Source organism: Streptomyces sp. C1-1, from assembly GCF_050214755.1.
Taxonomy (GTDB): domain Bacteria; phylum Actinomycetota; class Actinomycetes; order Streptomycetales; family Streptomycetaceae; genus Streptomyces.
In genome coordinates this window covers 4791142-4816133 of record NZ_CP189826.1, presented here as the reverse complement: position 1 = coordinate 4816133, position 24992 = coordinate 4791142, and the positions used below count along the sequence as shown (strand labels likewise).

The 24992-nt window shown below is 71.9% G+C and carries 22 protein-coding genes and 1 pseudogene; 14 read left to right on the top strand and 9 right to left on the bottom strand.

The features are described 5' to 3' along the window. Positions 1-56 precede the first annotated feature (56 nt). The 3 genes from nth to ACQF4J_RS21970 all read left to right on the top strand — a co-directional run bounded on the left by nth (position 57) and on the right by ACQF4J_RS21970 (position 3094). On the top strand, positions 57-1061 hold the full coding sequence (gene nth, locus ACQF4J_RS21980; protein WP_427166594.1) for an endonuclease III: 1005 nt from the start codon (positions 57-59) through the stop codon (positions 1059-1061). A 124-nt stretch (positions 1062-1185) separates the two neighbouring features. Then, entirely contained in the window at positions 1186-1881 is a 696-nt protein-coding gene (locus tag ACQF4J_RS21975; protein WP_351801342.1) for an NUDIX hydrolase, read from the top strand. 13 nt (positions 1882-1894) lie between these two features. Next, positions 1895-3094, top strand: coding sequence for a MarP family serine protease (locus tag ACQF4J_RS21970; protein ID WP_351571077.1), 1200 nt, complete (start codon positions 1895-1897; stop codon positions 3092-3094). A 33-nt stretch (positions 3095-3127) separates the two neighbouring features. Here ACQF4J_RS21970 and ACQF4J_RS21965 read toward each other — a convergent pair whose 3' ends face one another. The 6 genes from ACQF4J_RS21965 to ACQF4J_RS21940 form a co-directional block, all read right to left on the bottom strand. Then, the gene (locus ACQF4J_RS21965) at positions 3128-3310 is read right to left on the bottom strand and encodes a hypothetical protein (protein ID WP_351571080.1); all 183 of its coding nucleotides are present in this window, start codon (positions 3308-3310) and stop codon (positions 3128-3130) included. Positions 3311-3437: 127 nt separating this feature from the next. Next, a complete protein-coding gene (locus tag ACQF4J_RS21960; RefSeq protein ID WP_351571083.1) occupies positions 3438-4391 on the bottom strand; it encodes an alpha/beta fold hydrolase in 954 nt (317 codons plus the stop codon). Next, the gene (locus ACQF4J_RS21955) at positions 4388-4882 is read right to left on the bottom strand and encodes a phage holin family protein (RefSeq protein WP_351571086.1); all 495 of its coding nucleotides are present in this window, start codon (positions 4880-4882) and stop codon (positions 4388-4390) included. Before ACQF4J_RS21955 ends, ACQF4J_RS21960 begins: the two co-directional genes overlap by 4 nt. Before the next feature lie 63 nt (positions 4883-4945). Continuing rightward, positions 4946-6382, bottom strand: a complete 1437-nt coding sequence (nhaA, locus tag ACQF4J_RS21950) for a Na+/H+ antiporter NhaA (RefSeq protein WP_351571089.1) — start codon at positions 6380-6382, stop codon at positions 4946-4948. 145 nt (positions 6383-6527) lie between these two features. Next, positions 6528-8483 carry an acetate--CoA ligase gene (gene acs / locus ACQF4J_RS21945; RefSeq protein WP_351571092.1) on the bottom strand — a complete coding sequence of 652 codons (1956 nt, stop codon included), beginning with the start codon at positions 8481-8483 and terminating at the stop codon, positions 6528-6530. A gap of 228 nt (positions 8484-8711) precedes the next feature. Further along, positions 8712-11105: a bifunctional SulP family inorganic anion transporter/carbonic anhydrase gene (locus ACQF4J_RS21940; protein ID WP_427166592.1), complete on the bottom strand. Its 2394-nt coding sequence runs from the start codon at positions 11103-11105 to the stop codon at positions 8712-8714. A 334-nt stretch (positions 11106-11439) separates the two neighbouring features. On the opposite strand from ACQF4J_RS21940, the gene ACQF4J_RS21935 reads away from it, so the two are divergent. Then, on the top strand, positions 11440-12711 hold the full coding sequence (locus tag ACQF4J_RS21935) for a hypothetical protein (protein WP_351571098.1): 1272 nt from the start codon (positions 11440-11442) through the stop codon (positions 12709-12711). Between the two features lie 6 nt (positions 12712-12717). Here ACQF4J_RS21935 and ACQF4J_RS21930 read toward each other — a convergent pair whose 3' ends face one another. Then, the gene (locus ACQF4J_RS21930) at positions 12718-13698 is read right to left on the bottom strand and encodes an ATP-binding protein (RefSeq protein WP_351571101.1); all 981 of its coding nucleotides are present in this window, start codon (positions 13696-13698) and stop codon (positions 12718-12720) included. Positions 13699-13799: 101 nt separating this feature from the next. Here ACQF4J_RS21930 and ACQF4J_RS21925 point away from each other — a divergent pair, with 101 nt between their 5' ends. Beyond that, entirely contained in the window at positions 13800-14624 is an 825-nt protein-coding gene (locus tag ACQF4J_RS21925) for an oxidoreductase (RefSeq protein WP_351571104.1), read from the top strand. Between the two features lie 337 nt (positions 14625-14961). Here the strand turns inward: ACQF4J_RS21925 and ACQF4J_RS21920 are convergent, their stop codons facing one another. Next, on the bottom strand, positions 14962-15795 hold the full coding sequence (locus ACQF4J_RS21920) for an HAD family hydrolase (protein ID WP_351801336.1): 834 nt from the start codon (positions 15793-15795) through the stop codon (positions 14962-14964). A 574-nt stretch (positions 15796-16369) separates the two neighbouring features. On the opposite strand from ACQF4J_RS21920, the gene ssd reads away from it, so the two are divergent. The 7 genes and pseudogenes from ssd to ACQF4J_RS21885 all read left to right on the top strand — a co-directional run. Further along, on the top strand, positions 16370-17482 hold the full coding sequence (ssd, locus tag ACQF4J_RS21915; protein WP_351579307.1) for a septum site-determining protein Ssd: 1113 nt from the start codon (positions 16370-16372) through the stop codon (positions 17480-17482). Then, positions 17479-18678 (top strand): TadA family conjugal transfer-associated ATPase, encoded by a 1200-nt coding sequence (locus tag ACQF4J_RS21910; RefSeq protein ID WP_427166590.1) that lies wholly within the window; start codon positions 17479-17481, stop codon positions 18676-18678. Before ssd ends, ACQF4J_RS21910 begins: the two co-directional genes overlap by 4 nt. Positions 18679-18715: 37 nt before the next feature. Then, positions 18716-19588, top strand: a complete 873-nt coding sequence (locus ACQF4J_RS21905) for a type II secretion system F family protein (protein WP_427166588.1) — start codon at positions 18716-18718, stop codon at positions 19586-19588. A 23-nt stretch (positions 19589-19611) separates the two neighbouring features. Then, positions 19612-20403, top strand: a complete 792-nt coding sequence (locus tag ACQF4J_RS21900; RefSeq protein ID WP_351579313.1) for a type II secretion system F family protein — start codon at positions 19612-19614, stop codon at positions 20401-20403. 87 nt (positions 20404-20490) lie between these two features. Next, positions 20491-20700: a DUF4244 domain-containing protein gene (locus ACQF4J_RS21895; protein WP_142154126.1), complete on the top strand. Its 210-nt coding sequence runs from the start codon at positions 20491-20493 to the stop codon at positions 20698-20700. Continuing rightward, the gene (locus ACQF4J_RS21890; RefSeq protein WP_351579297.1) at positions 20687-21052 is read left to right on the top strand and encodes a TadE family type IV pilus minor pilin; all 366 of its coding nucleotides are present in this window, start codon (positions 20687-20689) and stop codon (positions 21050-21052) included. Before ACQF4J_RS21895 ends, ACQF4J_RS21890 begins: the two co-directional genes overlap by 14 nt. Next, positions 21049-21327, top strand: a pseudogene (locus tag ACQF4J_RS21885) (Rv3654c family TadE-like protein); the annotation flags it as partial. The gene ACQF4J_RS21890 and the pseudogene ACQF4J_RS21885, both read left to right, overlap by 4 nt. Positions 21328-21367: 40 nt before the next feature. On the opposite strand, the gene ACQF4J_RS21880 reads toward ACQF4J_RS21885, so the two are convergent. After that, on the bottom strand, positions 21368-23965 hold the full coding sequence (locus ACQF4J_RS21880; protein ID WP_351579294.1) for a DEAD/DEAH box helicase: 2598 nt from the start codon (positions 23963-23965) through the stop codon (positions 21368-21370). Positions 23966-24044: 79 nt separating this feature from the next. Here ACQF4J_RS21880 and bldG point away from each other — a divergent pair, with 79 nt between their 5' ends. Further along, positions 24045-24386: an anti-sigma factor antagonist BldG gene (bldG, locus tag ACQF4J_RS21875; RefSeq protein WP_003975386.1), complete on the top strand. Its 342-nt coding sequence runs from the start codon at positions 24045-24047 to the stop codon at positions 24384-24386. Positions 24387-24503: 117 nt separating this feature from the next. Next, on the top strand, positions 24504-24935 hold the full coding sequence (locus ACQF4J_RS21870) for an ATP-binding protein (RefSeq protein ID WP_351579291.1): 432 nt from the start codon (positions 24504-24506) through the stop codon (positions 24933-24935). The last annotated feature ends 57 nt before the right edge of the window (positions 24936-24992 follow it).

The following is a 24992-nucleotide window of genomic DNA, read 5'->3' as shown; positions in this document are numbered from 1 at the left end:
AGAAGGCGGCTGCGAAGAAGGCGGCTGCGAAAAAGCCGACGGGGAACCAGACGCCCGTGAAGAAGACCGCAGCCGCCACGAAGTCCGCAGCCGCCACGAAGTCCACCGCCGTGAAGAAGACCGCCGCCGCCACGAAGTCCACCGCCGTGAAGAAGACCGCCGCCACCACGAAATCCGCCGCCGTCAAGAAATCCGCGCCCGTCAAAAAGGTGACCGTCGCCCCGAAGAAGGCCGCTGCCGCCGTCAAGGGCGCCCCCGCCGCCAAGTCCGTCGCGGCGCCGCCCAAGGGCGAGTCCCAGACCGCGCTCGTGCGCCGCGCCCGCCGGATCAACCGCGAGCTCGCCGAGGTGTTCCCGTACGCCCACCCGGAGTTGGACTTCGAAAACCCCTTCCAGCTCGTCGTCGCCACGGTCCTGTCCGCCCAGACCACCGACCTGAGGGTGAATCAGACGACCCCGGCGCTGTTCGCCAAGTACCCCACCCCCGAGGACCTGGCCGCCGCCAACCCCGAGGAGGTCGAGGAGATCCTCCGCCCGACCGGCTTCTTCCGGGCCAAGACCAAATCGGTGATAGGGCTGTCGAAGGCGCTGGCGGAGCAGTTCGGCGGTGAGGTGCCCGGCAGGCTCGAGGACCTCGTCAAGCTGCCCGGCGTCGGCCGCAAGACCGCCTTCGTGGTGCTCGGCAACGCCTTCGGGCGCCCCGGTATCACGGTGGACACGCACTTCCAGCGGCTCGTGCGGCGCTGGCAGTGGACCGCGGAGACCGATCCGGACAAGATCGAGGCGGCCGTCGGAGCGCTCTTCCCGAAGAGCGACTGGACGGACCTCTCGCACCACGTCATCTGGCACGGCCGCCGCATCTGCCACGCCCGCAAGCCCGCCTGCGGAGCCTGCCCCATCGCCCCGCTCTGCCCGGCCTACGGCGAGGGCGAGACGGACCCCGAGAAGGCGAAGAAGCTCCTTAAGTACGAGAAGGGCGGCTTCCCGGGCCAGCGCCTCAACCCGCCGCAGGCCTACCTGGACGCCGGCGGCAGGGCCGCGCCGCCGCTGGGCGCCGGATGACGGACCGGACGCGTCCGCCCCGCGGACCGTCCGAGGGACGGTCCGCGAAGCGATCTCAGGGGCGGCGCCAGGAACGATCAAAGGTCTGTCTGGCGTTGGAACGGGCAGGACGACGGGGGTGGCGATGACACGAGCGAGCGATACGCAGGGCGGGCCGGTGACACTCAGCAAGGAGGGCCTGCCCGACTGGCTCGGCCCGGTGGTGCGGGCCGTGGAGACGGTGCAGCCGCTGCAGCTGAGCCGCTTCCTGCCGCCCGAGGACGGGGCAGGCCGGCAGTCGGCGGTGCTCGTGCTGTTCGGCGAGGGCGAGCGCGGTCCCGAGCTGCTGCTCATGGAGCGGGCGGGCTCCCTCAGGTCGCACGCGGGACAGCCGTCCTTCCCCGGCGGCGCCCTCGACCCCGAGGACGGCGACCCGCACACCGACGGGCCCCTGTGGGCCGCTCTGCGCGAGGCCGAGGAGGAGACCGGACTCGACCCGTCCGGCGTGCAGCTCTTCGGCGTGCTGCCCAAGCTGTACATCCCGGTCAGCGGCTTCGTCGTGACCCCGGTGATGGGGTGGTGGCGCGAGCCGAGCCCGGTCGCCGCGGTCGATCCGAACGAGACGGCGAGGGTCTTCACCGTCCCCGTGGCGGATCTCACGAACCCGGACAACCGCGCCACCACCGTTCACCCGAGCGGGCACCGAGGTCCGGCATTCCTGGTCGAATCGGCCCTCGTATGGGGCTTCACGGCCGGGATCATCGACCGTCTGCTGCACTACTCCGGGTGGGAGCGCCCCTGGGACCGGGAGAAGCAGGTCCCGCTCGACTGGCGGTCATGACAGGGTGTCCACCGTGAATGTGCTGGACATCCTGTTGCTGGTCGCCGCCGTGTGGTTCGCGATCGTCGGCTATCGCCAGGGCTTCGTCGTCGGCATCCTGTCGGTGATCGGCTTCCTGGGCGGCGGTCTCGTAGCGGTCTACACACTGCCCGTCATCTGGGACGCGCTGACCGACAACGCCGAGGTGAGCACCACCGCCGCCGTGGTCGCGGTCGTCGTCGTGATCGTCTGCGCCTCCGTCGGCCAGGCCCTGACCACCCACCTGGGCAACAAGCTGCGCCGGTACATCACCTGGTCCCCGGCCCGCGCCCTGGACGCCACCGGCGGCGCCCTCGTCAACGTCGTCGCGATGCTCCTCGTGGCCTGGCTGATCGGCTCCGCGCTCGCCGGCACGACCCTGCCGACGCTCGGCAAGGAGGTGCGCAGCTCCAAGGTGCTCCTCGGAGTCTCCCGGGCGCTGCCCAACCAGGCCGACACCTGGTTCGCCGACTTCTCCTCGGTCCTCGCGCAGAACGGCTTCCCGCAGGTCTTCAGCCCGTTCTCGAACGAGCCGATCACCGACGTCAGGCCCCCGGACCCGGCCCTGGCCAACAGCCCCGTGGCCACGCGCGCGAAGAACTCCATCGTCAAGGTCATGGGCACCGCCACGAGCTGCGGCAAGGTCCTGGAGGGCTCCGGCTTCGTCTTCGGCGACCGCCGCGTCATGACCAACGCGCACGTGGTCGGCGGCGTCGACGAGCCCACCGTGCAGATAGGCGGCGAGGGCAGGAAGTACGACGCCACGGTCGTCCTCTACGACTGGCACCGCGACATCGCCGTCCTCGACGTGCCCGACCTCAAGGCGCCCGCCCTGAAGTTCTCGGCCACCGACGCCAGGAGCGGCGACGGCGCGATCATCGCGGGCTTCCCCGAGAACGGCTCGTACGACGTCCGCGCCGCACGCGTGCGTGGCCGCATCCCGGCCAACGGCCCGGACATCTACCACCGCGGCACCGTGCGCAGGGACGTGTACTCCCTGTACGCGACCGTCCGCCAGGGCAACTCCGGCGGACCGCTGCTCACCCCCCGGGGGGAGGTGTACGGCGTGGTGTTCGCGAAGTCCCTCGACGACGCCGACACCGGCTACGCGCTCACCGCGGACGAGATCCAGGAGGACATCGCCCAGGGGCGCAGCGCGAACCAGCAGGTCGACAGCGACAGTTGCGCGCTGTAGACGTCGTACGGGAACCCGGTGAAGGAAGAGGCGTCAGCCGCGCGGGTGACGCAGCCGTACCGAGACCCAGCGGGCCCGGCGGCGCAGGATGCGCGGAATGCCCACCCGGAGGTCCGTGCCCTGCATCTGCGGGGCGCCTCCTCGCTGGTGGGGGCTCAGGCCAGCGGCCGAGCGGCGAGTGCGTGCTGCGTCACTGTAGTCGTGCGTCCAGCCCATACCCCGACGTCTGCCCCTGCCCCAAGGTCGATAACCGCCCCCACGGCCCCCAATTGGCCTATGCGCCAGGCAATTGGCTGTTCGTAGGACAGGTGTTCAGGTCCGGATACCGGGCGCGACGGCACGGTCACCGATCGGGCTCGGGATCCTTGAGCCAGTTGATCAGCTCGGCCGAGAAGGCGGCGGGATCCTCCTCGTGCGGGAAGTGCCCGAGCCCGTCGAACAGCCGCCAGCGGTACGGCGCTTCGACATACTCGCCGGAGCCGGCCGCACTGCGCGTGCGCATCACCGGGTCCAGCGAGCCGTGCAGATGCAGGGTCGGCACCCGCAGCGGCCGCTTCATCCGGCGGTTGAACTGGATGCCGTCCGGCCGGGCCATGGAGCGCACCATCCAGCGGTACGGCTCCACCGAGCAGTGGGCCGTGGACGGGATGCACATCGCGCGGCGGTAGGTGTCCAGAGTCTCGTCGTCCGGCTGGTTGGGGCCGGACCACTCCCGGATCAGCTCGGCCACCTGCGCCCCGTCGTCGGCGGTGAGCTGCCGCTCGGGGAGCCAGGGCCGCTGGAACCCCCAGATGTAGGAACCGGCGCGGGTCTGCTTGACGTCGGTGACCATCGCCGAGCGCCAGCGTCGCGGATGCGGCATGGACGTGACAGCGAGCCGCCGTACCAGCTTCGGGCGCATCACCGCGGCCGTCCACGCCAGGTATCCGCCCAGGTCGTGGCCGACCAGCGCGGCGTCCGGCTCACCGAGGGAGCGGACGACGCCGGTGATGTCGAGGACGAGGTTCGTCGGGTCGTACCCGCGCGGGGTGCGGTCGCTGCCGCCGACGCCCCGCAGGTCCATGGCGACGGCCCGGAAGCCCGCGTCGGCCAGCGCGGTCAGCTGGTGCCGCCAGGTCCACCAGAACTGCGGGAAGCCGTGCAGCAGCAGCACCAGCGGGCCGTCGCCGGCCTCGGCGATGTGGAAGCGGGCGCCGTTCGCGGCGACGTCGCGATGCGTCACCTTCGTCCCGTCGGGGAGGGCGTCCGGCCGTACGACCGAGGTGGGTTGCGCCGATGGTGTGGCGGGATCCGTCATGAGGACGAGCGTGCCACAGCCTCGATGGCCGCGGGGGCGCGGTCCTCGATCGCCGGGGGCTCCGGCCGCGGGTGCGGCTTGGCCTTCTGCAGGACGCCCGCGGTCTCCTTCATGGACGCGGCGACCTTCTGCGGGCCCTGGCTCTTCTTCGCCTTCTTGGCGAAGACCACGCCGATGAGCGCGAGCACGGCCGCGACCAGCACGTTCGCCGCGAACGACAGCAGGAAGCAGATCGCGAGGTTCCAGTCGCTCCAGGTGCGGATCCCGTACGCCAGCGCGAAGTTCAGCATCGGCAGCGAGAACACCAGGACCGCGCCGGCCCCGGTGAACGCGCCGCCGCTCGTCGCGCCGCGCTTGACGTCCTGCTTCAGCTGCGCCTTGGCCAGCGCGATCTCGTCGTGCACCAGCGCCGACAATTCGGTCGTCGCCGAGGCGAACAACTGGCCGATGCTGCGTTCGGCGCCGACCGGGCTGCCGTCGGGTGCGCTCATCGCGATCTCCCTCTTCTGCCTACCGTCTGTGTTCCCACGGAACTTTTGTACCGTCCCGTCAGATCATGCCGGACGGCCGTCCTCATCGCCTGCCCCGCCCGGCACTTGGGCAACCGCGCGCCGCTCGGCGGCCTTCTCCTCGGCGATCCGGCGGTGCTCGGCGGCCTTCTTGTCGTAGATCGCCGCCATCCGCAGGTGGTACGCCGGGTCGTCCTCCTCGTAGATGTCCGGGATGCCGTCGGCGTCCTCGTCCCGCTCCTCGGCCTCGCACAGCCTGCGGTACCTGGCGTTGCGGATCTTCAGCAGCACGGTCGCCAGGGTCGCCGCGATGAGGGACCCGGCCAGTACGGCGGTCTTGACCTCGTCGGTCAGTACGGCGTCGCCGTCGAAGGCCAGCTCCCCGATGAGCAGCGACACGGTGAAGCCGATGCCGGCCAGGGTGGCCACCGCGAACACGTCCGCCCACGCGAGGTCCCCGCTCAGCGAGGCCCTGGTGAAACGTGCCGTCAGCCAGGTGCCGCCGAAGATCCCGACCGCCTTGCCGACCACGAGCCCGAGCACCACGCCCAGCGTCTCCGGCTTGGTGAACACATCGCCCAGCGCCCCGCCCGATACGGCGACACCCGCGCTGAACAGCGCGAACAGGGGGACGGCGAGGCCCGCCGACAGAGGGCGCACCAGGTGTTCGATCTGCTCGCCGGGGGAGTGCGCCTCGCCCTCGTGGCGGTGGCAGCGCAGCATCAGGCCCATGGCTACGCCCGCGATGGTGGCGTGGACCCCGCTGTTGTACATCAGCCCCCAGACGACGAGCGCGAGGGGGACGTACACGTACCAGCCGCGCACGCCCTTCCTCAGCAGCAGCCAGAAGACCGCGAGACCCAGGACGGCGCCGCCGAGCGCGGCGAAGTCGATGGAGCTGGTGAAGAAGACGGCGATGATCAGGATCGCGAAGAGGTCGTCGACGACGGCGAGGGTGAGCAGGAAGGCCCGCAGGGCGCTCGGCAGGGATGTGCCGATGACGGCGAGCACCGCGAGCGCGAAGGCGATGTCGGTGGCGGTCGGCACCGCCCAGCCCTGGAGCGAGCCGCCACCGGTGATGTTGGTGAGGGTGTAGACGAGCGCCGGTACGGCCATGCCGCACAGGGCCGCGACCACCGGCAGGGCGGCGGCCCTGGGGTCGCGCAGGTCGCCGGCGACGAGTTCGCGTTTGAGCTCGATGCCGGCCACGAAGAAGAAGACGGCGAGGAGGCCGTCGGCGGCCCAGTGGGCGACGGAGAGGTGCAGCCCGATCGCTCCGGGGCCGAAGTGGAAGTGGCTGACGCTCTCGTAACTGTCGTGCAGCGCGGGGATGTTCGCCCAGATCAGTGCCGTGACCGCGGCCGCGAGCAGCAGCACGCCACCGACGGTCTCGGTGCGCAGCGCGTCCGCGACGTAGGTCCGCTCGGGCAGGGAGAGGCGTCCGAGGACCTTGCGGGGAGTGCTGCTGCGGGCGGCGGACACGGGGAGACCTCCGGTCGGTGGGCAGGGCAGGGCTCTTTGCCGACCAGACTTCCCGGCACACCTGGAGGATCACGTTCTTTGTTTAGTTTACCTAATAGGGGCGTCCGGCGCGCTGTGCCGGACGCCCCTGTCAGGACGAAGGGCCTCAGTCCTCGCTCGACGCCGCCGGAAGCTTGGACTGGATGAGGTCCATGACGGTGGAGTCCGTGAGCGTGGTGACGTCCCCGAGCTGGCGGTTCTCGGCGACGTCGCGCAGCAGGCGGCGCATGATCTTGCCGGAGCGGGTCTTGGGCAGCTCGGCCACCGGCAGAATCCGCTTGGGCTTGGCGATCGGGCCGAGCGTGGCGCCGACGTGGTTGCGCAGCTCGGCGACCAGGTCCTCGGTCTCGGCGGCGGTGCCGCGCAGGATGACGAAGGCCACGATGGCCTGTCCGGTCGTCTCGTCCGTCGCGCCGACGACGGCCGCCTCGGCGACCGACGGGTGGGACACCAGCGCCGACTCCACCTCGGTGGTGGAGATGTTGTGCCCGGACACGAGCATCACGTCGTCGACCCGGCCCAGCAGCCAGATGTCGCCGTCGTCGTCCTTCTTCGCGCCGTCGCCGGCGAAGTACTTGCCCTCGAAGCGGGACCAGTAGGTGTCGAGGAAGCGCTGGTCGTCGCCCCAGATGGTGCGCAGCATCGACGGCCACGGCTCGGTCAGGACCAGGTAGCCACCGCCGCCGTTCGGCACCTCGTTCGCCTCGTCGTCGACGACGGTGGCGGAGATGCCGGGCAGCGGGGTCTGCGCGGAACCGGGCTTGGCGGCGGTGACGCCCGGCAGCGGCGAGATCATCATCGCGCCGGTCTCGGTCTGCCACCAGGTGTCCACGACCGGCGTGGCGTCGGCGCCGATGTTCTTCCGGTACCAGATCCAGGCCTCGGGGTTGATCGGCTCACCGACGGACCCCAGGACCCGCAGGCTGGTCAGGTCGAACTTCGCGGGGATGTCGTCGCCCCACTTCATGAACGTCCGGATCGCGGTCGGCGCGGTGTACAGGATCGTCACGCCGTACTTCTGCACGATCTCCCAGAAGCGGCCCTGGTGCGGGGTGTCCGGGGTGCCCTCGTACATGACCTGAGTGGCGCCGTTGGCGAGCGGCCCGTAGACGATGTAGGAGTGCCCGGTGACCCAGCCGACGTCGGCCGTGCACCAGTACACGTCCGTCTCCGGCTTGAGGTCGAAGACGGCGTGGTGGGTGTACGCCGTCTGGGTCAGGTAGCCGCCGGAGGTGTGCAGGATGCCCTTCGGCTTACCCGTCGTACCGGACGTGTACAGGATGAACAGCGGGTGCTCGGCGTCGAAGGGCTCCGGCGTGTGCTCGGCCGGCTGGCGGTCGACGATCTCGTGCCACCACACGTCCCGGTCCTCGCTCCAGGCGACCTCCTGCCCGGTACGGCGGACCACGAGCACGTGCTCGACGTTGCCGGCCTTGCCGACCGCCTCGTCCACGGCAGGTTTCAGCGCCGACGGCTTGCCGCGCCGGTAGCCGCCGTCGGAGGTGATGACGACGCGCGCGTCGGCGTCCTGGATGCGGGTGGCGAGCGCGTCGGCGGAGAAGCCGCCGAAGACCACGGAGTGCGCGGCGCCGATCCGGGCGCACGCCAGCATCGCGACCGCCGTCTCCGGGATCATCGGCATGTAGATCGCGACGCGGTCGCCGGCCTGGACCCCCAGCTCCAGCAGGGCGTTGGCGGCCTTGCTCACCTCGTCCTTGAGCTCGGCGTAGGTGATGGCGCGGCCGTCGCCCGGCTCGCCCTCGAAGTGGATGGCGACCCGGTCGCCGTTGCCGGCCTCGACATGGCGGTCGACGCAGTTGTAGGCGACGTTGAGCTCGCCGTCTTTGAACCACTTGGCGAACGGCGGGTTCGACCAGTCCAGCGTCTCGGTCGGCTCCTTGGCCCAGGTCAGCCGACGGGCCTGCTCGGCCCAGAAGCCGAGCCTGTCAGCCTTGGCCTGTTCGTATGCCTCCGCCGTGACGTTGGCGTTGGCTGCCAGGTCGGCGGGGGGCTCGAACCTGCGCTCTTCCTTGAGCAGGTTGGCCAGGCTCTCGTTGCTCACGGCATCTGCCTTTCCCAGGGTGTCCGTTGTGTCCCAGGCCACAGCTCATCAGACCCGAGGGGCCGATGACAAGGGTCGTCGGAAAATTGGTTTAGACCTGTCATGGAGTGCGGGTCGGGTCGGCTCGGTTGCGGTGGCCTGGGGTCATTCGTACCCACGGAGGCCGACCGGGCGGGGTTCAGCGGTGTAACGCCCTTCACACCGGCCCGGTCGTCGCCGTCGCGGCGGTCACGAGGTCACATCGGCCACCCCCACATGGCCGAACACCTGCTCCTCCCGCGCCCCCGTCAGCAGATACGCCTGTGCCTCGCCCACGTGGAAGTACATCCCGTGCAGCTCCAGCCTCCCCTCCCGCAGGGCCCGCGCCACCGACTCGTGCGCGCGCAGGTGCTCCAGTTGCTGGACCACATTGGTCAGGCACAGCTGCTCCGCCGCGTCGGCGGGCGCCCGGCCCGCCAGCCGGGCCCAGGGCCGGTCGGAGTCGGCCATGCGCTCCAGGCTCGGCAGCCCGTTGCGCAGCCATCGCTCGAGCGGCGTCCGCCCGCGCCCGGGCTCGGAGTCGAGCAGCGCCTGCATCGCCCCGCACCCGGAGTGCCCGCACACGGTGACGGACCGCACCTTCAGCACGTCCACCGCGTACTCGATGGCCGCCGCCACCGAGTCGTCGCCGCTCTCCTCGCCCGGCGGCGGTACGAGATTGCCGACGTTGCGCACCACGAACAGGTCGCCCGGACCGCTGGAGGTGATCATCGACGTGACCAGCCGGGAGTCCGCGCAGGTGAGGAAGAGCTGGGAGGGACGTTGTCCTTCCCGGGCGAGCCTCGCCAGCTCGCCCCGCACCAGCGGTGCGGTGTTGTGCTGGAACGCGCTGATGCCGCGCGCCAGTTGGTGCCGGCTGCGGCCGGCCGCCGGAGCGTGGTGAGCGGTGGCCGGGGCGGGCCGGGGGCGCTCGCACTGGTGGTTGCGCCAGGGCGTCCAGGGGTGGCAGCGGCAGCCGACGGCGGCGGTCGCATCGCCGGGCTCGCGGGTGGTCCCGGGCTCGGCGGCACCGTCGGTTCCAAGGCCCGTCCCGCCGGTGCTCAGACCGGTCCGGCGGCCGGTCAGTTCCACCGTGCCGCCCTGGGCCGTGTGGGTGTTCCGCCAGTCCTGCAACGACTCGTACGCCGCGTGGTCCATGAACGACCCGTCCAACTCCACGACGGCGTGAGCGCCTCGGGGCACGAGATGCAGGGCCCGGCTGAGCCGGGGCACCGCGAGGAACGTCAACTGGCCCCGGACCCGTACATGGTGGACTCCCTCCTCCTCGTCGTGGGTGATGCGGGTGCGGGCGAGGCGGTGCATGGAGACGGCGACGGCCACGGCGATCCCGAGCAGCACGCCCTCAAGGACGCCGAGGACCACCACGCCGAGCGTGGTGACGGCGTACACCAGCACCTCTCGGTGACGGGTCACCGTGCGGATGTGGTGCAGGGACACCATCTGGATGCCGACGGCCATCACCAGGGCGGCGAGCGAGGCGAGCGGGATGAGCTGCAGGAGCGGGACCAGCAGCAGCGCGGCGATCACCACGAGAACGCCGTGCAGCATCGTGGAGTTCCGGCTCACGGCGCCCGCGTTGACGTTCGCCGAACTCCGCACCGCCACTCCGGCGACCGGCAGTCCGCCGAGCGCGCCGGAGACGATGTTGGCGGCGCCCTGCCCGAGCAGCTCGCGGTCCAGGTCGGAGCGCCCGCTCCGGACCGTCGGTCCCGGCCGGGCGGCGGCGAGCTTGTCGACGGCGACGGCGCCGAGCAGTGACTGCACGCTGCAGACGAGGGTGGTGGTGAGCACGGCGGTCGCCAGGCCGAGCGCCGGGCCCTGGGGAAGTCCGGCCAGGGCATGGCTGCTCCAGGACGGCAGATCCACCCTGGGCAGGCGCAGGCCGGTGAGGGAGGCGGCCGTGGTGGCACCGGTGACGGCGATCAGCGCGGCCGGGACCCGGCGCACAAGCCGTCCCGCCCGGCCGGGGATCCGGGGCCAGAGCAGGAGCAGGGCGAGGGTGAGCAGGCTGACGGCCACCGCGGCCGGGTGCATGTTCGCCAGCTGGGCCGGCAGGGCGCGGAGGTTGGCGAGGACGGAGCTCTGCGGGGTGCCGCCGAGGACGATGTGCAGCTGGGCGACGGCGATGGTGACGCCGATGCCGGCGAGCATGCCGTGCACGATGGCCGGGCTGACGGCGAGGGCGCCGCGGGCCACGCGCAGGCAGCCGAGGCCCAGTTGGGCGACGCCCGCCAGGACCGTGATGGCGCAGGTCGTGCGCCAGCCGTAGCGGTGGATGAGGTCGGCGGTGACCACCGTGAGGCCGGCGGCAGGGCCGCTGACCTGCAGGGGGGAGCCGCCGAGCCGGCCGGCGACGAGTCCGCCGACCGCGGCGGCGACCAGGCCGGCCTGGAGCGGAGCGCCGGTGGCGAGGGCGATGCCGAGGGACAGGGGCAGTGCGATCAGAAAGACCGCGACGGACGCGGACACATCGGCACCGTCGATGTGGAAGCGGCGGTGCGGGGGCGTGGGCGGGCTGTGGGACTGGTTCGTGCGCTCGGGCCGAGTGGGGTCGGTGGCGCGGGTGGGTGCGCAGGCTGACATGGTTCCCGTCTCCTCCGGGGCAGCGGTCGCGGATCAGGTGGTCCCCGTCGATGGCGGGGCTCGGGTCGCGGCCGTGGGTCACGGCGCACAGCGGCGGGACGATTCAACGCTCGGTAAACGAATCGTAATTCAGAGTAAAGGTCAGGCATAGACTTTTCTGGCAAATGGAGCATTCAATCACTTGAATGGGTGAAGCGGTTATTTCATCGGCTTGTCGTACTAATTCCTTCTCGGCCCCGTGCGACCTTGGCGGCGCTGTCGGGCCTGCCCGGCACATCACCAGAGAACGCCCTTGTCGGCGTTTGCCTGAGAGAAGGAAGAAGGTGGGCGGAAGATGGCCGCCACCCAGAGGATCGCCGCGGGCGCTGTGATCGCCGCGGCGTGTGCCGCCTCACTCGCCGGTTGCGCGATCGGCTCCAACGGTTCCAAGGGAGGTGCCGCCGGCCCGCAGAAGGCCAAGCCGGGCCAGGCCCCCCAGCACGCCTTCCGCCTGATCGGCGACGGCTCCACCGCTTACACGGGGGCCCAGCCGCACCTTCCGAGACCCGAACGTCTCAAGCCGGGTCAGAAGCCGCCGCAGTTCGTCGTCTTCTCCTGGGACGGCGCGGGCGAGGACAGCCAGAAGCTGTTCTCCCACTTCCGCAAGGTGGCCAAGGCCAACAACGCGACGATGACGTACTTCCTCAGCGGCGTGTACATGCTGCCGGAGGACAAGCGGGACCTCTACCGGCCGCCGCAGCACTCACCGGGCCGCTCCGACATCGGCTTCAACGACGAGAAGGGCATCGCCGACACCGTGAAGCAGCTGCGCCTGGCGTGGCTGGAGGGCAACGAGATCGGCACCCACTTCAACGGCCACTTCTGCGGCAGGAACGGCGGCGTCGGCGAGTGGTCGGTCGACGAGTGGAAGGACGAGATCGCCCAGGCGAAGCAGTTCGTGAAGTCCTGGAAGACCAACTCCGGGATGAAGAAGGCCGCTCCGCTGCCCTTCGACTACGACAAGGAACTCATCGGGGCGCGCACACCCTGCCTCGAGGGCCAGCAGAACTTCATGAAGGCCGCCGGCCAGCTCGGCTTCCGCTACGACACCAGCGGCGTCAACGACCAGATCTGGCCGAAGAAGCGCTACGGCCTGTGGGACCTGTCCATGCAGCTCGTGCCGTTCCCCGGTCACCGCTACGAGCAGCTCACCATGGACTACAACTTCATGGTCAACCAGTCCGGCACGCTGACCCAGGGCGACCCCGCCAAGTTCGGCTACTGGGGCGACCAGATGCGCGACGGTCTGCTCGCCGGCTTCGACCGCGCCTATGACGGCAACCGCGCGCCCCTGGTCATCGGCAACCACTTCGAGTCCTGGAACGGCCGCACCTACATGCGGGCCGTCGACGAGGTCATCGAGCAGGTGTGCAACAAGCCCGACGTCCGCTGTGTGTCCTTCCATCAACTGGCCGACTGGCTGGACGCCCAGGACCCGCAGGTCCTGGAGAAGCTGCGCACCCTGAACGTCGGCGAGGCCCCGAAGCAGGGCTGGGCGTCCTTCCTGGCGGACCACCCGGCCCCGGCACCGAAGGGCGCACCCGGGGCGCCGGCCGCCAAGCGGTAGCCCTCGTCACACGGGGGTTACGACCCCCTCGCCCAGCACGAAGGCGGGGTCGACCTGCGCCGCCAGGTCGGCCCCCGTGCGGGCGTTGCCCCACGCGTCGGCGTTCTTCAGATGGAAGTGCACCATCTGGCGCGTGTAGCGCCCCGCGTCACGCAGCTCGTACGTCGCGTCCGCGGCGACCCGAAGGACGCGCAGGGCGCGGCGGTTGGCGTCCTCCAGGAGCTCGAACCGGGGCGGGCGGCCCCTCTCCATGGCGCGCACCCAGTCGGAGTGCCCGAAGGCACCCAGGAGGTCGTCCCCCACCTCGGCGCGCAGGAAGTCGAGGTCGTCCCGGCCCTGCACCTTGTTGCCGACGACCTTCAGGACGACGCCGTAGTCACGGGCGTACTCCTTGTACTGGCGATAGACGGAGACCCCCTTCCGGGTGGGTTCGGCGACGAGGAACGTGATGTCGAAGCGGGTGAACATCCCGGAGGCGAAGGAGTCCGAGCCCGCCGTCATGTCCACCACGACGTACTCGCCGCGCCCGTCCACCAGGTGGTTCAGGCACAGCTCCACCGCTCCCGTCTTGGAGTGGTAGCAGGCGACCCCCAGGTCGGCGTCGGTGAAGGGGCCGGTGACCATCAAACGGACGGCGCCGCCGTCGAGTTCCACCGGCCGGGCGCAGGCGTCGTAGACCGGGTTGTCCTCGCACACCCGCAGCAGTCGTGAGCCCTCGCCGGGCGGGGTGGTCTTGATCATCGTCTCGGCGGAGGCGATACGCGGGTTGGAGCCGCGCAGGTACTCCTTGATCAGCGGCAGCCGGTCGCCCATCGCGGGGAGTGCGGCGGCCTCCGCCTCGTCGAGGCCGAGTGCGGCGCCCAGGTGCTGGTTGATGTCGGCGTCGACCGCGACGACGGGCGCGCCGGCGGCCGCGAGGTGGCGGATGAACAGGGAGGACAGCGTCGTCTTGCCGCTGCCGCCCTTCCCGACGAAAGCAATTTTCATGTTCACGAAGAGTAGTCGTTTGATAGCTGTACGTGGCAGGCGTGCGTGAAGAAGACCACTCGTTCGTGGGGTTCGCTCCCAAGGTGGCTAGTGTCGTACTCATGAGTACGACAGGCGCTACCGCCGATCCGCTCGCCGCCCTGGCTTCGCTGCCCGGTGTGGACGAGTCAGTGGAGTCCGTGCGCAAGGCCGTGGACCGGGTCTACGGGCACCGGGTCATGCGGCGCCGCAGCAACGAGATCACCTCCGAGGCGGCCCTGCGCGGCGCCCGCGGCTCGGCGGCCCTGTCCGGTGCCGACTGGGCGCTGGAGGAGGTGCGCCGACGGACCGACTTCAGCGGTGACGACGACGCGCGCGTGATGGGCGCGGCGCTCAGGCTCACCGCCGAGGCGGGCCAGTTGCTCTCCATCTGGCGGCAGTCGCCCCTGCGGGTGCTGGCCCGGCTGCACCTGGTGGCCGCGGCGACCAACGGCGACGAGGTCGGGCGGCCGCGACAGGCGGGCGAGCCCGTCGACGAGCCACTGATCGAGCTGCCGCTGCCGGGCGCCGACGAGGTGCACGGCCGGCTCGAGGGTCTCGCCGAGCTGGTCATCGCGGGCAGTTCCGCCCCCGCCCTGGTCACGGCCGCCGTCGTCCACGGCGAACTCCTCGCGCTGCGCCCCTTCGCCTCGCACAACGGCCTCGTCGCGCGCACGGCCGAGCGCATCGTCCTGGTGGGCAGCGGTCTGGATCCGAAGTCCGTCTGCCCCGCCGAGGTCGGTCACGCCGAACTGGGCCGAGCGGCCTATCTGGCGGCGCTCGACGGCTATGTCTCCGGTACCCCGGACGGCATGGCCGCCTGGATCGCGCACTGCGGCAAGGCGGTCGGACTGGGGGCCCGGGAGTCGACGGCAGTGTGCGAGGCGCTGCAGCGCGGGGCGGCATAGAAAAGGCGCCGGGACTTCCCTGAAAGGGTTGCGGCGGTACGAGGAATTCGTACCGCCGCTGGCATGTCCACCGGGTTACCAAGCGTCCTCGATATATTGCCCATCAGGTCGGGAACTTTGCCCGTCCCTGGTGCGGCTGGCCCGTAATCGACGGGTCGACGTCGCGTGGGTGCCCGGTGTTCATGCTCGGTCCGTGGGGCCAAATGCGTTATTAAGGTGATCCTCGCGGATGTCCTTGGTCTCGCGGGCCGTTAACCCCTTTGTACTCCAGGACCGGAGGAAGCGAAACCCCTGCCTGCGCTTCTTTACTTTTACCCGCAAACAGGGCCAAATGGGTTCACATGGCGGTTGTCCGGCGTCTGTTCGCGTACCAGACGAGGCCGGCGGTCGCGGCCGCCGCACCTATGGCGGCGGCCGCGACGAGGGCCGGACGGGGCGGCACGGAGAACGTGGGGATCCGCTGCTTCAGCCGGACCGGGCGGTGGAAGTCGAGAATCGGCCACCCGCGCGCGAGGGCCTCGCGGCGCAGCGCGCGGTCCGGGTTCACGGCGTGCGGGTGGCCGACCGACTCCAGCATCGGCACGTCGGTCGCCGAGTCGCTGTAGGCGTAGCAGCGCTCCAGGTCGTACCCCTCGGACTCGGCCAGTTCCCTGACCGCCTCCGCCTTGGTGGGGCCGTACGCGTAGTACTCCACCTCGCCCGTGTAGCAGCCGTCGTCCCCCACGATCATGCGGGTCGCGACCACACGGTCCGCGCCGAGCAACTCGCCGATGGGCTCGACGACTTCGGCGCCCGAGGTCGACACGATGACGACGTCGCGGCCGGCGGTGTGATGCTCCTCGATGAGGGAGGCCGCCTCGTCGTAGATGATCGGGTCGATCAGGTCGTGCAGCGTCTCGGCGACGATCTCCCTGACCTGCTGGACGTTCCAGCCCCGGCACATGGCGGAGAGGTACTCCCGCATGCGCTCCATCTGGTCGTGGTCGGCGCCGCCCAGGAGGAAGACGAACTGGGCGTATGCGGTGCGCAAGGCGGCTCGGCGGTTGATCAGCCCACCTTGGTAGAAGGACTTGCCGAACGTGAGCGTGCTCGACTTCGCAATGACCGTCTTGTCCAGGTCAAAGAAGGCCGCTGTGCGGGGCAACGACTGGTTTTCCACAACCCCGAGCATAGGGGGAGCCCATTCGGCGTAAGGTCGGCGCGTGGGTTTGCCTGAGAGGGCTCTCGGGTACACCATGGAAGTCACGGATCGTTCGCGACCGTGCTAACCCGGTCCGGCTCCTCCCCCCCCGAGTCGGCCGTGGAGACGACCCCCGCTCTCCCCCCCGGCGGGGGTCGTCGCATGTCCGGGTGGGTTTTTCCTTTATTGAGGTGGTTGTACCGCCGCGCCGAGGCGGCTGCGACCACCTCTTTTGCATGCGCATGATTCGTCACGCTGTGTAGCCGCGAGGCTCCTCTGTGGAAGTCGCAGAAGGTTCGGTACCGGACTCGCCTGTATGGGTGATGGCGATATTCACAACCGCTGAGTTGTCCACAGTTATCCACCAAGATCCACACGATTTCCGGCATCGCTGCACCGTGATTCCAGCGCGTCCCGCTCGGGCCGAGTTCATGACCGGTTCCGGTTTGTCGGGCGGCTTCGGCCGGTTTCTGTCGGTCGTTCATATGGAGGCCGGTTGCCGGTTCTTCACACGTATGGGAATGGCGGGGCCGCAGGGGCCGCGCGAGAGAAGCAGCGAAGGGGGATGGAGACCGTGGCCGGAGCCGTCACTCATGAACCACCGCCCGCCGCCTCGGGGCGGCAGGCCGGACCACTGATCGTCACGGAGGACGTCGACCTGCTGGACGACCTGCTGCGGCTGTGCGCCGCGGCCGGGGCGACACCGGAGGTCCACCACGGTGTGCCGGAACACACGGGCGGCTGGGAGGCCGCACCCCTCGTCCTGGTCGGCGACGACGCGGCCCGACGGCTGCGCGGGGCCGCCCGCCGACGAGGGGTGGTGCTGGTCGGCCGCGACCAGGACGACTCCGGGGTCTGGCGCCGGGCTGTCGAGATCGGCGCCGACCACGTGCTGATGCTGCCCGACGGCGAGCAGTGGCTCGTCGACCGCATCGCCGACGTCGCCGAGGGGGTCGGCAGGCCCGCCCTCACCGTGGGCGTCATCGGCGGCCGCGGCGGGGCCGGAGCGTCCACGCTCGCCTGCGCCCTCGCCGTAACCTCCGCGCGCGAGGGGCTGCGCACCCTTCTCGTGGACGCCGATCCGCTCGGCGGCGGACTCGACGTACTCCTGGGCGGCGAGACCGCCGAGGGCCTGCGCTGGCCCGCCTTCGCCGCATCCCGCGGCCGGGTCGGCGGCGGCGCGCTGGAGGAGTCGCTGCCGCAGCTGCACTCCCTGAGGGTGCTCAGCTGGGACCGCGGCGACTGTGTGGCCGTTCCGGCGCAGGCCATACGGGCGGTCCTCGCCGCGGCCCGGCGCCGCGGCGGCACGGTCGTCGTCGACCTCCCGCGCCGCGTCGACGACGGGGTCGCCGAGGCACTCTCCCAGCTCGACCTCGGGCTCCTCGTCGTTCCGGCGGAACTGCGCGCCGTCGCCGCGGCCGGACGGGTGGCCTCCGCGGCGGGCATGGTCCTGCGCGACCTGCGCGTGGCGGTCCGCGGACCGTACGCGCCCGGACTCGACGACCGCGAGGTGGCCCGACTGCTCGGCCTGCCCCTGGCCGGCGAGGTGCCGGTCGAGGCCGGCCTGGTACGCCCCGGCGAGGGCAAGGCCCCGCCAGGCGCCGGCGGGCGCGGGCCGCTCGCCCGGTTCTGCCGACAGTTCTGGGAGCGGGCGCTGGTCGAGGCGGGTGCGGCATGACCGCGGCACCGGGACTGCTGGACGGCGTACGGCAGTGGCTCGTCGAGAGCGGGGCCGAGCCGACGCCCGCGCGAGTGGCACAGGCACTGCGGGAGCAGGGGCGGGTCCTCGGGGACGCCGAGGTCCTCGGGGCGGCCGAGCGACTGCGCTCCGAACTGGTCGGCAGCGGGCCGCTGGAGCCGCTGCTCGCCGATCCCTCGGTGACCGACGTGCTGGTGTCGGCCCCCGACCGGGTCTGGGTGGACCGGGGCGGCGGACTGGAACGGACGGCGGTCTCCTTCGCCGACCCCGCTGCCGTACGGCGGCTGGCGCAGCGGCTGGCCGCGGTGGCCGGGCGGCGCCTCGACGACGCCCGGCCGTGGGTCGACGCCCGCCTGCCCGACGGGACCCGGCTGCACGCGGTGCTGCCTCCCGTGGCCGTGGGCTGCGCCTGTCTGTCGCTGCGGGTCGTACGGCCGCGGGCGTTCACGCTGGACGAACTGGTCGCGGCGGGCACCGTGCCGCCGGGCGGGGAGCGCGTGCTGCGGGCCCTGGTCGAGGCACGGCTGTCCTTCCTCGTCAGCGGGGGCACCGGAAGCGGCAAGACGACGCTGCTGAGCGCGCTGTTGGGGCTCGTCGGGGCCGGTGAGCGGATCGTGCTCGCCGAGGACTCGGCGGAGCTGCGACCGGACCACCCGCACGTCGTACGGCTGGAGACCAGGCCCGCCAACCAGGAGGGCGCGGGGCTGGTCGCCCTTGACGACCTGGTGCGGCAGGCGCTGCGGATGCGCCCGGACCGGCTCGTGGTGGGGGAGGTACGCGGCCCCGAAGTGGTGCATCTGCTGGCCGCGTTGAACACCGGGCACGAGGGCGGCTGCGGCACCGTCCACGCGAACGCCGCCGGCGACGTCCCCGCCCGGCTGGAGGCCCTCGGTACGGCGGCGGGACTCGACCGGGCCGCGCTGCACAGCCAGTTGGCGGCCGCGCTGTCGGTGGTCCTGCATCTCGTACGGGATCGGACCGGCCGGCGGCGCATCGCCGAGGTGCACGTTCTCGAACGGGACGCCTCGGGTCTGGTGCGGACGGTGCCCGCGCTGCGGTGGGGCGTGGAGGCGTTCGTGCGCGAGCGGGGATGGGGGCGGCTGCGGGAGCTGCTCGGCGGCCGGGAGGACGGTCGAAAGCGCGAGTGCGAGGACGGGAGCGGGAGGACGTGGTGATGGGGATGGGCGAGAACGAGGACGGGAGCGGGACGACATGGTGACGGGAACGGGCGGGTTCGCAATGGGGGCGGCGGTGTTGTGCGTAGCGGTGATGGCCCTGCTGCTGGGTGGATGGCACTCCGGGGCGCGGCGGGCGCAGCTGTTGCTCGCCGGTGGCGGGGTGGTGGGGACGGGACCGCCGTCGTGGCGGGCGATGGCTGGGAAACTGCGGCGTGTCCGCGGTCGGCTGGGGGCCGAGTGGTGGGCGCTGGCCGTCGGGTTGGCGCTGGCCGTGGTGGGTGCGTCGGTTGTGCCGGTCGTCGCGGGGGCGGCCGGGGTGCCGTTGGTGCGACGGGCGCGGCTGGCGGGCCGGGACCGGCGGGCACACGAGCGCCGCGGGGACGCGGTGATCGGGCTGTGCGGGGCGCTCGCCGGGGAGGTGCGGGCCGGACGGCAGCCGGGAGAAGCACTGCTGCACGCCGCCCGTGACTCCGGCGGACTCGGGGATGCGCAGGCGACGGTGCTGGCCGCGGCGCGGTTCGGCGGTGACGTGTCGGGAGCGCTGGCGGTCGCGGCGCGGCAACCGGGGGCCGAGGGGCTGTCGGGACTCGCCGCGTGCTGGCGGGTCGCCGTGGACCAGGGAGCCGGCCTCGCCGCCGGACTCGACCGGCTCGAAGCGGCGTTGCGAGCCGAACGGGACCAACGTGCCGACCTGCGGGCCCAGTTGGCGGGCGCCCGGTCCACGGCACTGATGCTCGCGGGACTGCCGGTGCTGGGTCTCGCCCTGGGCTCCGCGCTGGGGGCCGATCCCCTGCACGTCCTGCTGCACACCGGGGCCGGCCTGGGCTGCCTGCTGGTCGGGGGCCTGCTGGAGGGCCTGGGGATGTGGTGGGCGCTGCGGATCGTACGGGGAGCTGAGGCGGCGTGACGAGCGAGAGCGGGACCGGTGTGGTGAGTTCGGAGGTTTTCCACAGGCTGTTGGTGGTCGTGGGGATCGTGCTGGCCGTCGTGTGGGCTCTGCGGTGGCTGGAGTCGGTACGGCGGGAGCGGAGAGTGCGACGGAGGCTGGCCGGGCTGGTGGCCGCCGTGGAGGCGGCAGCTGCCGGGCCCCGGCTCGACGTGCGGGTGGCCGTGCGCGGATGCGGGCCGGCGGTGGGGGCGGTGTGCGCCGGGTGGGTGCTGGTCGGCGGCGTCGCCGGAGTCGTGGTGGGGCTGTTCGTGGCGGCCGGGCTGTGGTGGTGGCGTCGTAGGCAGGAGGGGACCGTCGGCGCCGACGCTTTCGACCCGGTCGAGGCGGCCCGGCAACTGCCGCTCGCCTCCGATCTGCTGGCCGCATGCATCGCGGCCGGTGCCGGTCCGGTGGTCGCGGCGCAGGCCGTGGGCGAGGCCCTGGGCGGCCCCGTCGGGGACGCGTTGGCGCGCGGTGCGGCGGAGGTACGGCTCGGCGGGGAACCGTCCGGGGCCTGGCTGCGGCTCGCGGCGCTGCCGGGTGCCGGGGCCCTGGCCCGGTTGCTGGAACGGGCCGATGTGTCCGGGCTGCCGGCCGCCGGACCGGTGGCCCGCCTGGCGGGAGAGGTCCGCGCGGAGCGGGCGCGTGCCGCGACGGGCCGGGCCCGGCGGGCGGCCGTGATGGTGACCGCGCCGGTGGGCCTGTGCTTCCTGCCCGCGTTCATCGCGATCGGCGTACTGCCGGTGGTGATCGGGTTCGCGGGCGGGGTGCTGGGAGGAGGTGGTGGCGGGTGACGCGAGTGCGGTGACGACGACGCGACGACGAGGCGGTGGCGACGAAGCGGTCGCCGACCAATGGAACGGATCCTCACGGGGGTTGAGATGTGCAAGGTGGTTCGGGCGCGGCTGCGCGCCCTGGTGTGCAGGGCGCGGGCGGCGCGGAGGGACGCGGGGATGGTCACCTCCGAGTACGCGATGGGCATCGTGGCGGCGGTGGCGTTCGCGGCGGTGCTCTACAAGGTGGTGACGAGCGGGGCCGTCAGCGCGGAGTTGCAGGGCATCGTGAAGCGGGCGCTCGATGCGCGGATGTAGGCGCAAGGCCGACGAGGGGTTCGTGACGGCTGAGTCGGCCGTCGTGCTGCCCGTGCTGGTGATGTTCGCGATGGCACTGGTCTGGGGGCTGCTGGTGGTGGCCGCGCAGATCCAGTGCGTGGACGCGGCGCGGACCGGGGCGCGTGCCGCGGCCCGCCAGGACCCGGCCGACGCGGTCCTGCGGGTGGCCCGGGAGGCGGCGCCGCGCGGTGCGCGGGTCACGGTGGGCCGGGAGGGAGACCAGGTGAGGGTCGTCGTCGTGGCGAAGCCACCGGCCCTGCGGGGGCTGCCCTTCGAGGTACGCGAGGAGGCCGTGGCGGCGGCCGAGGAGACGATGGGAGCCGGGCGATGACAAACAGCACGGCGTGGCGCTCCGACCGCGGCTCCGCCACCGTCTGGAGCCTCGGGGCCATCGCGGCCCTGTGCGTGGTCTTCGGCGTCGTACTGGCTCTGGGGCAGGCCGTCGTGGTCCGGCACCGGGCGGCCGGCGGGGCCGACCTTGCGGCGCTCGCGGCGGCGGACCGGTGGGCGGAGGGCACCGCGGCGGCCTGTGCCCGGGCCGACCGGGTGGCCCGGGCGGAGGGCGCGCGGCTCGTGCGGTGCGTGGTCGTGGGCCAGGTCTCGGACGTGACGGCGGCCTCGGGAAGAGGGCCGTTCGCGGCCGAGGTCAGGGCCCGGGCGGGGCCTGCGGAGCCGGAGCCGACGGCGCCTCTGCCCGCATCTCCGGCTTCTCCTCCCGGCCCCCGGGCTGTCCTTCCGGCACCTCCGTTTGCTCCTCCCCGTCCCCCGGCTGCCCTTCCCGCCCCTCCGGTTTCTCCTCCGGTGCCCCGCGCAACAGCGTCGTGAGGAGCCGTACCGCCCCTCGTTTGTGCAGCGGGTCGTTGCCGTTGCCGCACTTGGGGGACTGGATGCAGGACGGGCAGCCGGCCTCGCACTCGCAGGAGGCGATGGCCTCGCGGGTGGCGGTGAGCCAGGCGCGGGCGGTGTGGAAGGCGCGCTCGGCGAAACCCGCCCCGCCGGGGTGGCCGTCGTAGACGAAGACCGTCGGCAGCAGGGTGTCCGGGTGCAGCGGGATCGAGACCCCGCCGATGTCCCAGCGGTCGCAGGTCGCGAACAGGGGCAGCATGCCGATCGACGCGTGCTCGGCGGCGTGCAGGGCGCCGCCGAGGATCTCGGGGCTGATCCGGGCCTCGTCGAGCTGGTCCTCGGTGACCGTCCACCACACCGCGCGGGTGCGCAGCGTACGAGGAGGGAGGTCGAGTTTGGTCTCGCCGAGCACTTCGCCGGTGATGACGCGGCGGCGCAGGAAGGAGACGACCTGGTTGGTGACTTCGACGGAGCCGTAGCACAGGCGGCCCTCGCCCCAGGGGACCTCGGTGTCCGTCTCCAGCACGGAGATGGACGTCGTGTCCCGGGCGACCGTCGAGTACGGGGGGTTCGCCTCGGTGACGAGCGCCACCGAGTCCTCCAGGTCCAGTGAGCGGACCAGGTACGTGCGGCCCTGGTGGAGGTGGACCGCGCCCTCGTGGACGGTCGAGTGGGCGGCGCCCGCGTCGACCGTGCCGAGCAGGCGGCCCGTGCCGGCCTCGACGATCTGGACCGGCCGCCCGCCCCCGCCGCGGATGTCGGTCAGGTCGGCGGCGCGTTCCCGGCGGGTCCAGTGCCATGCCTTGGTGCGCCGCCGCAGGAGCTTCGCGGCCTCCAGCTGGGGCAGCAGGCCCTCGGCCTCCGGGCCGAAGAGGTCCATGTCCTCGTCGGTCAGGGGGATCTCCGCGGCGGCCGCGCACAGGTGCGGGGCGAGGACGTAGGGGTTGTCGGGGTCGAGGACCGTGGACTCCACGGGCCGGTCGAAGAGGGCCTCGGGGTGGTGGACGAGGAAGGTGTCCAGGGGGTCGTCGCGGGCGACCAGGATGGCCAGCGCCCCCTGCCCGGCGCGCCCGGCGCGGCCCGCCTGCTGCCACAGGGACGCGCGGGTGCCCGGATAGCCGGCGATCACGACGGCGTCCAGGCCCGAGACGTCGATGCCGAGTTCCAGGGCCGTCGTCGCGGCCAGGCCCAGCAGCTCGCCCGAGTGCAGGGCCTGTTCCAGGGCGCGCCGCTCCTCCGGGAGGTAGCCGCCCCGGTACGCCGCCACGCGTCTGGCCAGCGACCGGTCGACCTCGGCGAGGCGTTCCTGGGCGATGACGGAGATCAGTTCGGCGCCGCGCCGGGAGCGGATGAAGGCGACCGAGCGGACGCCCTGCACCGCCAGGTCCGTCAGCAGGTCGGCCGTCTCGGCGGTGGCGGTACGGCGGACCGGGGCGCCCTTCTCGCCCTGCAGCTCGGTGAGCGGGGGCTCCCACAGGGCGAACACCAGTTCACCGCGCGGGGAGGCGTCGTCGGCCACCTCGACCACCGGCAGGCCGGTCAGCCGGCGGGCGGCGACGGCGGGCTCGGCGGCGGTCGCGGAGGCCAGCAGGAAGACGGGGGAGGAGCCGTAGCGGGCGCACAGGCGGCGCAGGCGCCGCAGGACCTGGGCGACGTGGGAGCCGAAGACGCCCCGGTAGGTGTGGCACTCGTCGATGACGACGTACCTCAGCGACTTCAGGAAGGAGGACCAGCGGGGGTGGGACGGGAGTATGCCGCGGTGCAGCATGTCCGGGTTGGTCAGGACGTAGTTGGCGTACTGGCGGACCCACTCGCGTTCCTCGAACGGGGTGTCGCCGTCGTACACCGCGGGACGTACGGCATTTCCCAGAGGTTGTGAAAGTTCCTTCACGGATCGGCACTGATCGGCCGCAAGAGCTTTCGTGGGAGCCAGGTAGAGGGCGGTGGTGCCGCGGCCGTTCGGGGCCTCGGAGCCGTCCAGGAGTGTGGACAGGACGGGCGCGAGGTACGCCAGGGACTTGCCGGACGCCGTGCCGGTGGCGACGACCACCGAGTCGCCGTCCAGGGCGTGCTCGGCGGCGAGTGCCTGGTGGGCCCAGGGGTGCTCGATGCCGCAGGCCCGCACGGCGGCGATCACCTCCGAACGAATCCGGTCAGGCCAGACGGCATGGCGACCCTCGCGCGGGGGCAAGTGCTCCGTATGAGTGATGCGCGAAGCCCGGCTCGGCCCGGAGGCGAGCCGGTCCAGGACCGTGCCCGGCGCGGGCCGGGAGACGGTGTCCGTCGGGGATCGATCGGATCGGTGATTCTTGGCCATCGGCACCGAGTGTGTCACCGGCTTGACGGACAATGGGACCAAGGCGTCGTGCACGCCTGCCGGTAAGTGATTGAATGCCATCGCGGCTGGCGAACCGTCCGGGGGCTGAGGCCGAACGTCCCGAGGGGCGACCGCTCGATAGCAAGGTGCTGGAGGATCCGTGGACCTGTCCCTGTCGACCCGTACCGTCGGCGATCGTACGGTCGTCGAGGTCGGTGGCGAAATCGACGTATATACCGCGCCCAAGCTGCGCGAGCAGCTGGTCGAGCTGGTGAACGACGGGAGTTTCCACCTCGTCGTTGACATGGAGGGCGTCGACTTCCTCGACTCCACCGGGCTCGGCGTGCTGGTCGGCGGCCTGAAGCGGGTACGAGCCCATGAGGGCTCGCTGCGCCTGGTCTGCAACCAGGAGCGCATTCTGAAGATCTTCCGCATCACCGGACTCACCAAGGTGTTCCCGATCCACACCTCGGTCGAGGAAGCGGTGGCGGCGACCGACTGACCACCGCCCCATGGGGCGGGAAGTGACCGCTCCCAGGCGGATGAAGTTCCATCAGGGGGTCCGGGCAATCGGCGGCCCGGTCCCCCGACCGCACGCCCGTAGTTCCGAGGGGGATGCATGGCCACCGTTGAACTCCGTTTCAGCGCGCTGCCCGAGCACGTCAGGACCGCCCGACTGGTGGCGGCAGCGGTGGCGCGCAGGGCCGGAGTGGACGAGGCCGTCCTCGACGAGGTCAGGCTCGCCGTCGGCGAGGCCTGCAGCCGAGCCGTCGGACTGCACCAGAGCGCCGGCATCACCTCACCCGTGCAGGTGAAGCTGGTCGAGGAGGAGAAGCAGTTCTCCATCGAGGTCGGCGACGAGGCGCCGCGTGCGACCCCGGGAGACCGGGCGCCCGGCGCCGGGGGCGACGACGTGGAGACCGAGGAGGACGAAATGGGCCTCGCGGTCATCAGCGGTCTCGTCGACGACGTCGAGGTGAGCGCCGGAGAGCACGGCGGGTCGATCCGGATGACCTGGCCGACCACACCACCCGTCGCTGTGCTCCCCTGAGTCCCGTCCCACCGTTTCTGTACCGAAGGGCCCTACGGCGTAGGGCCCTTCGGCATG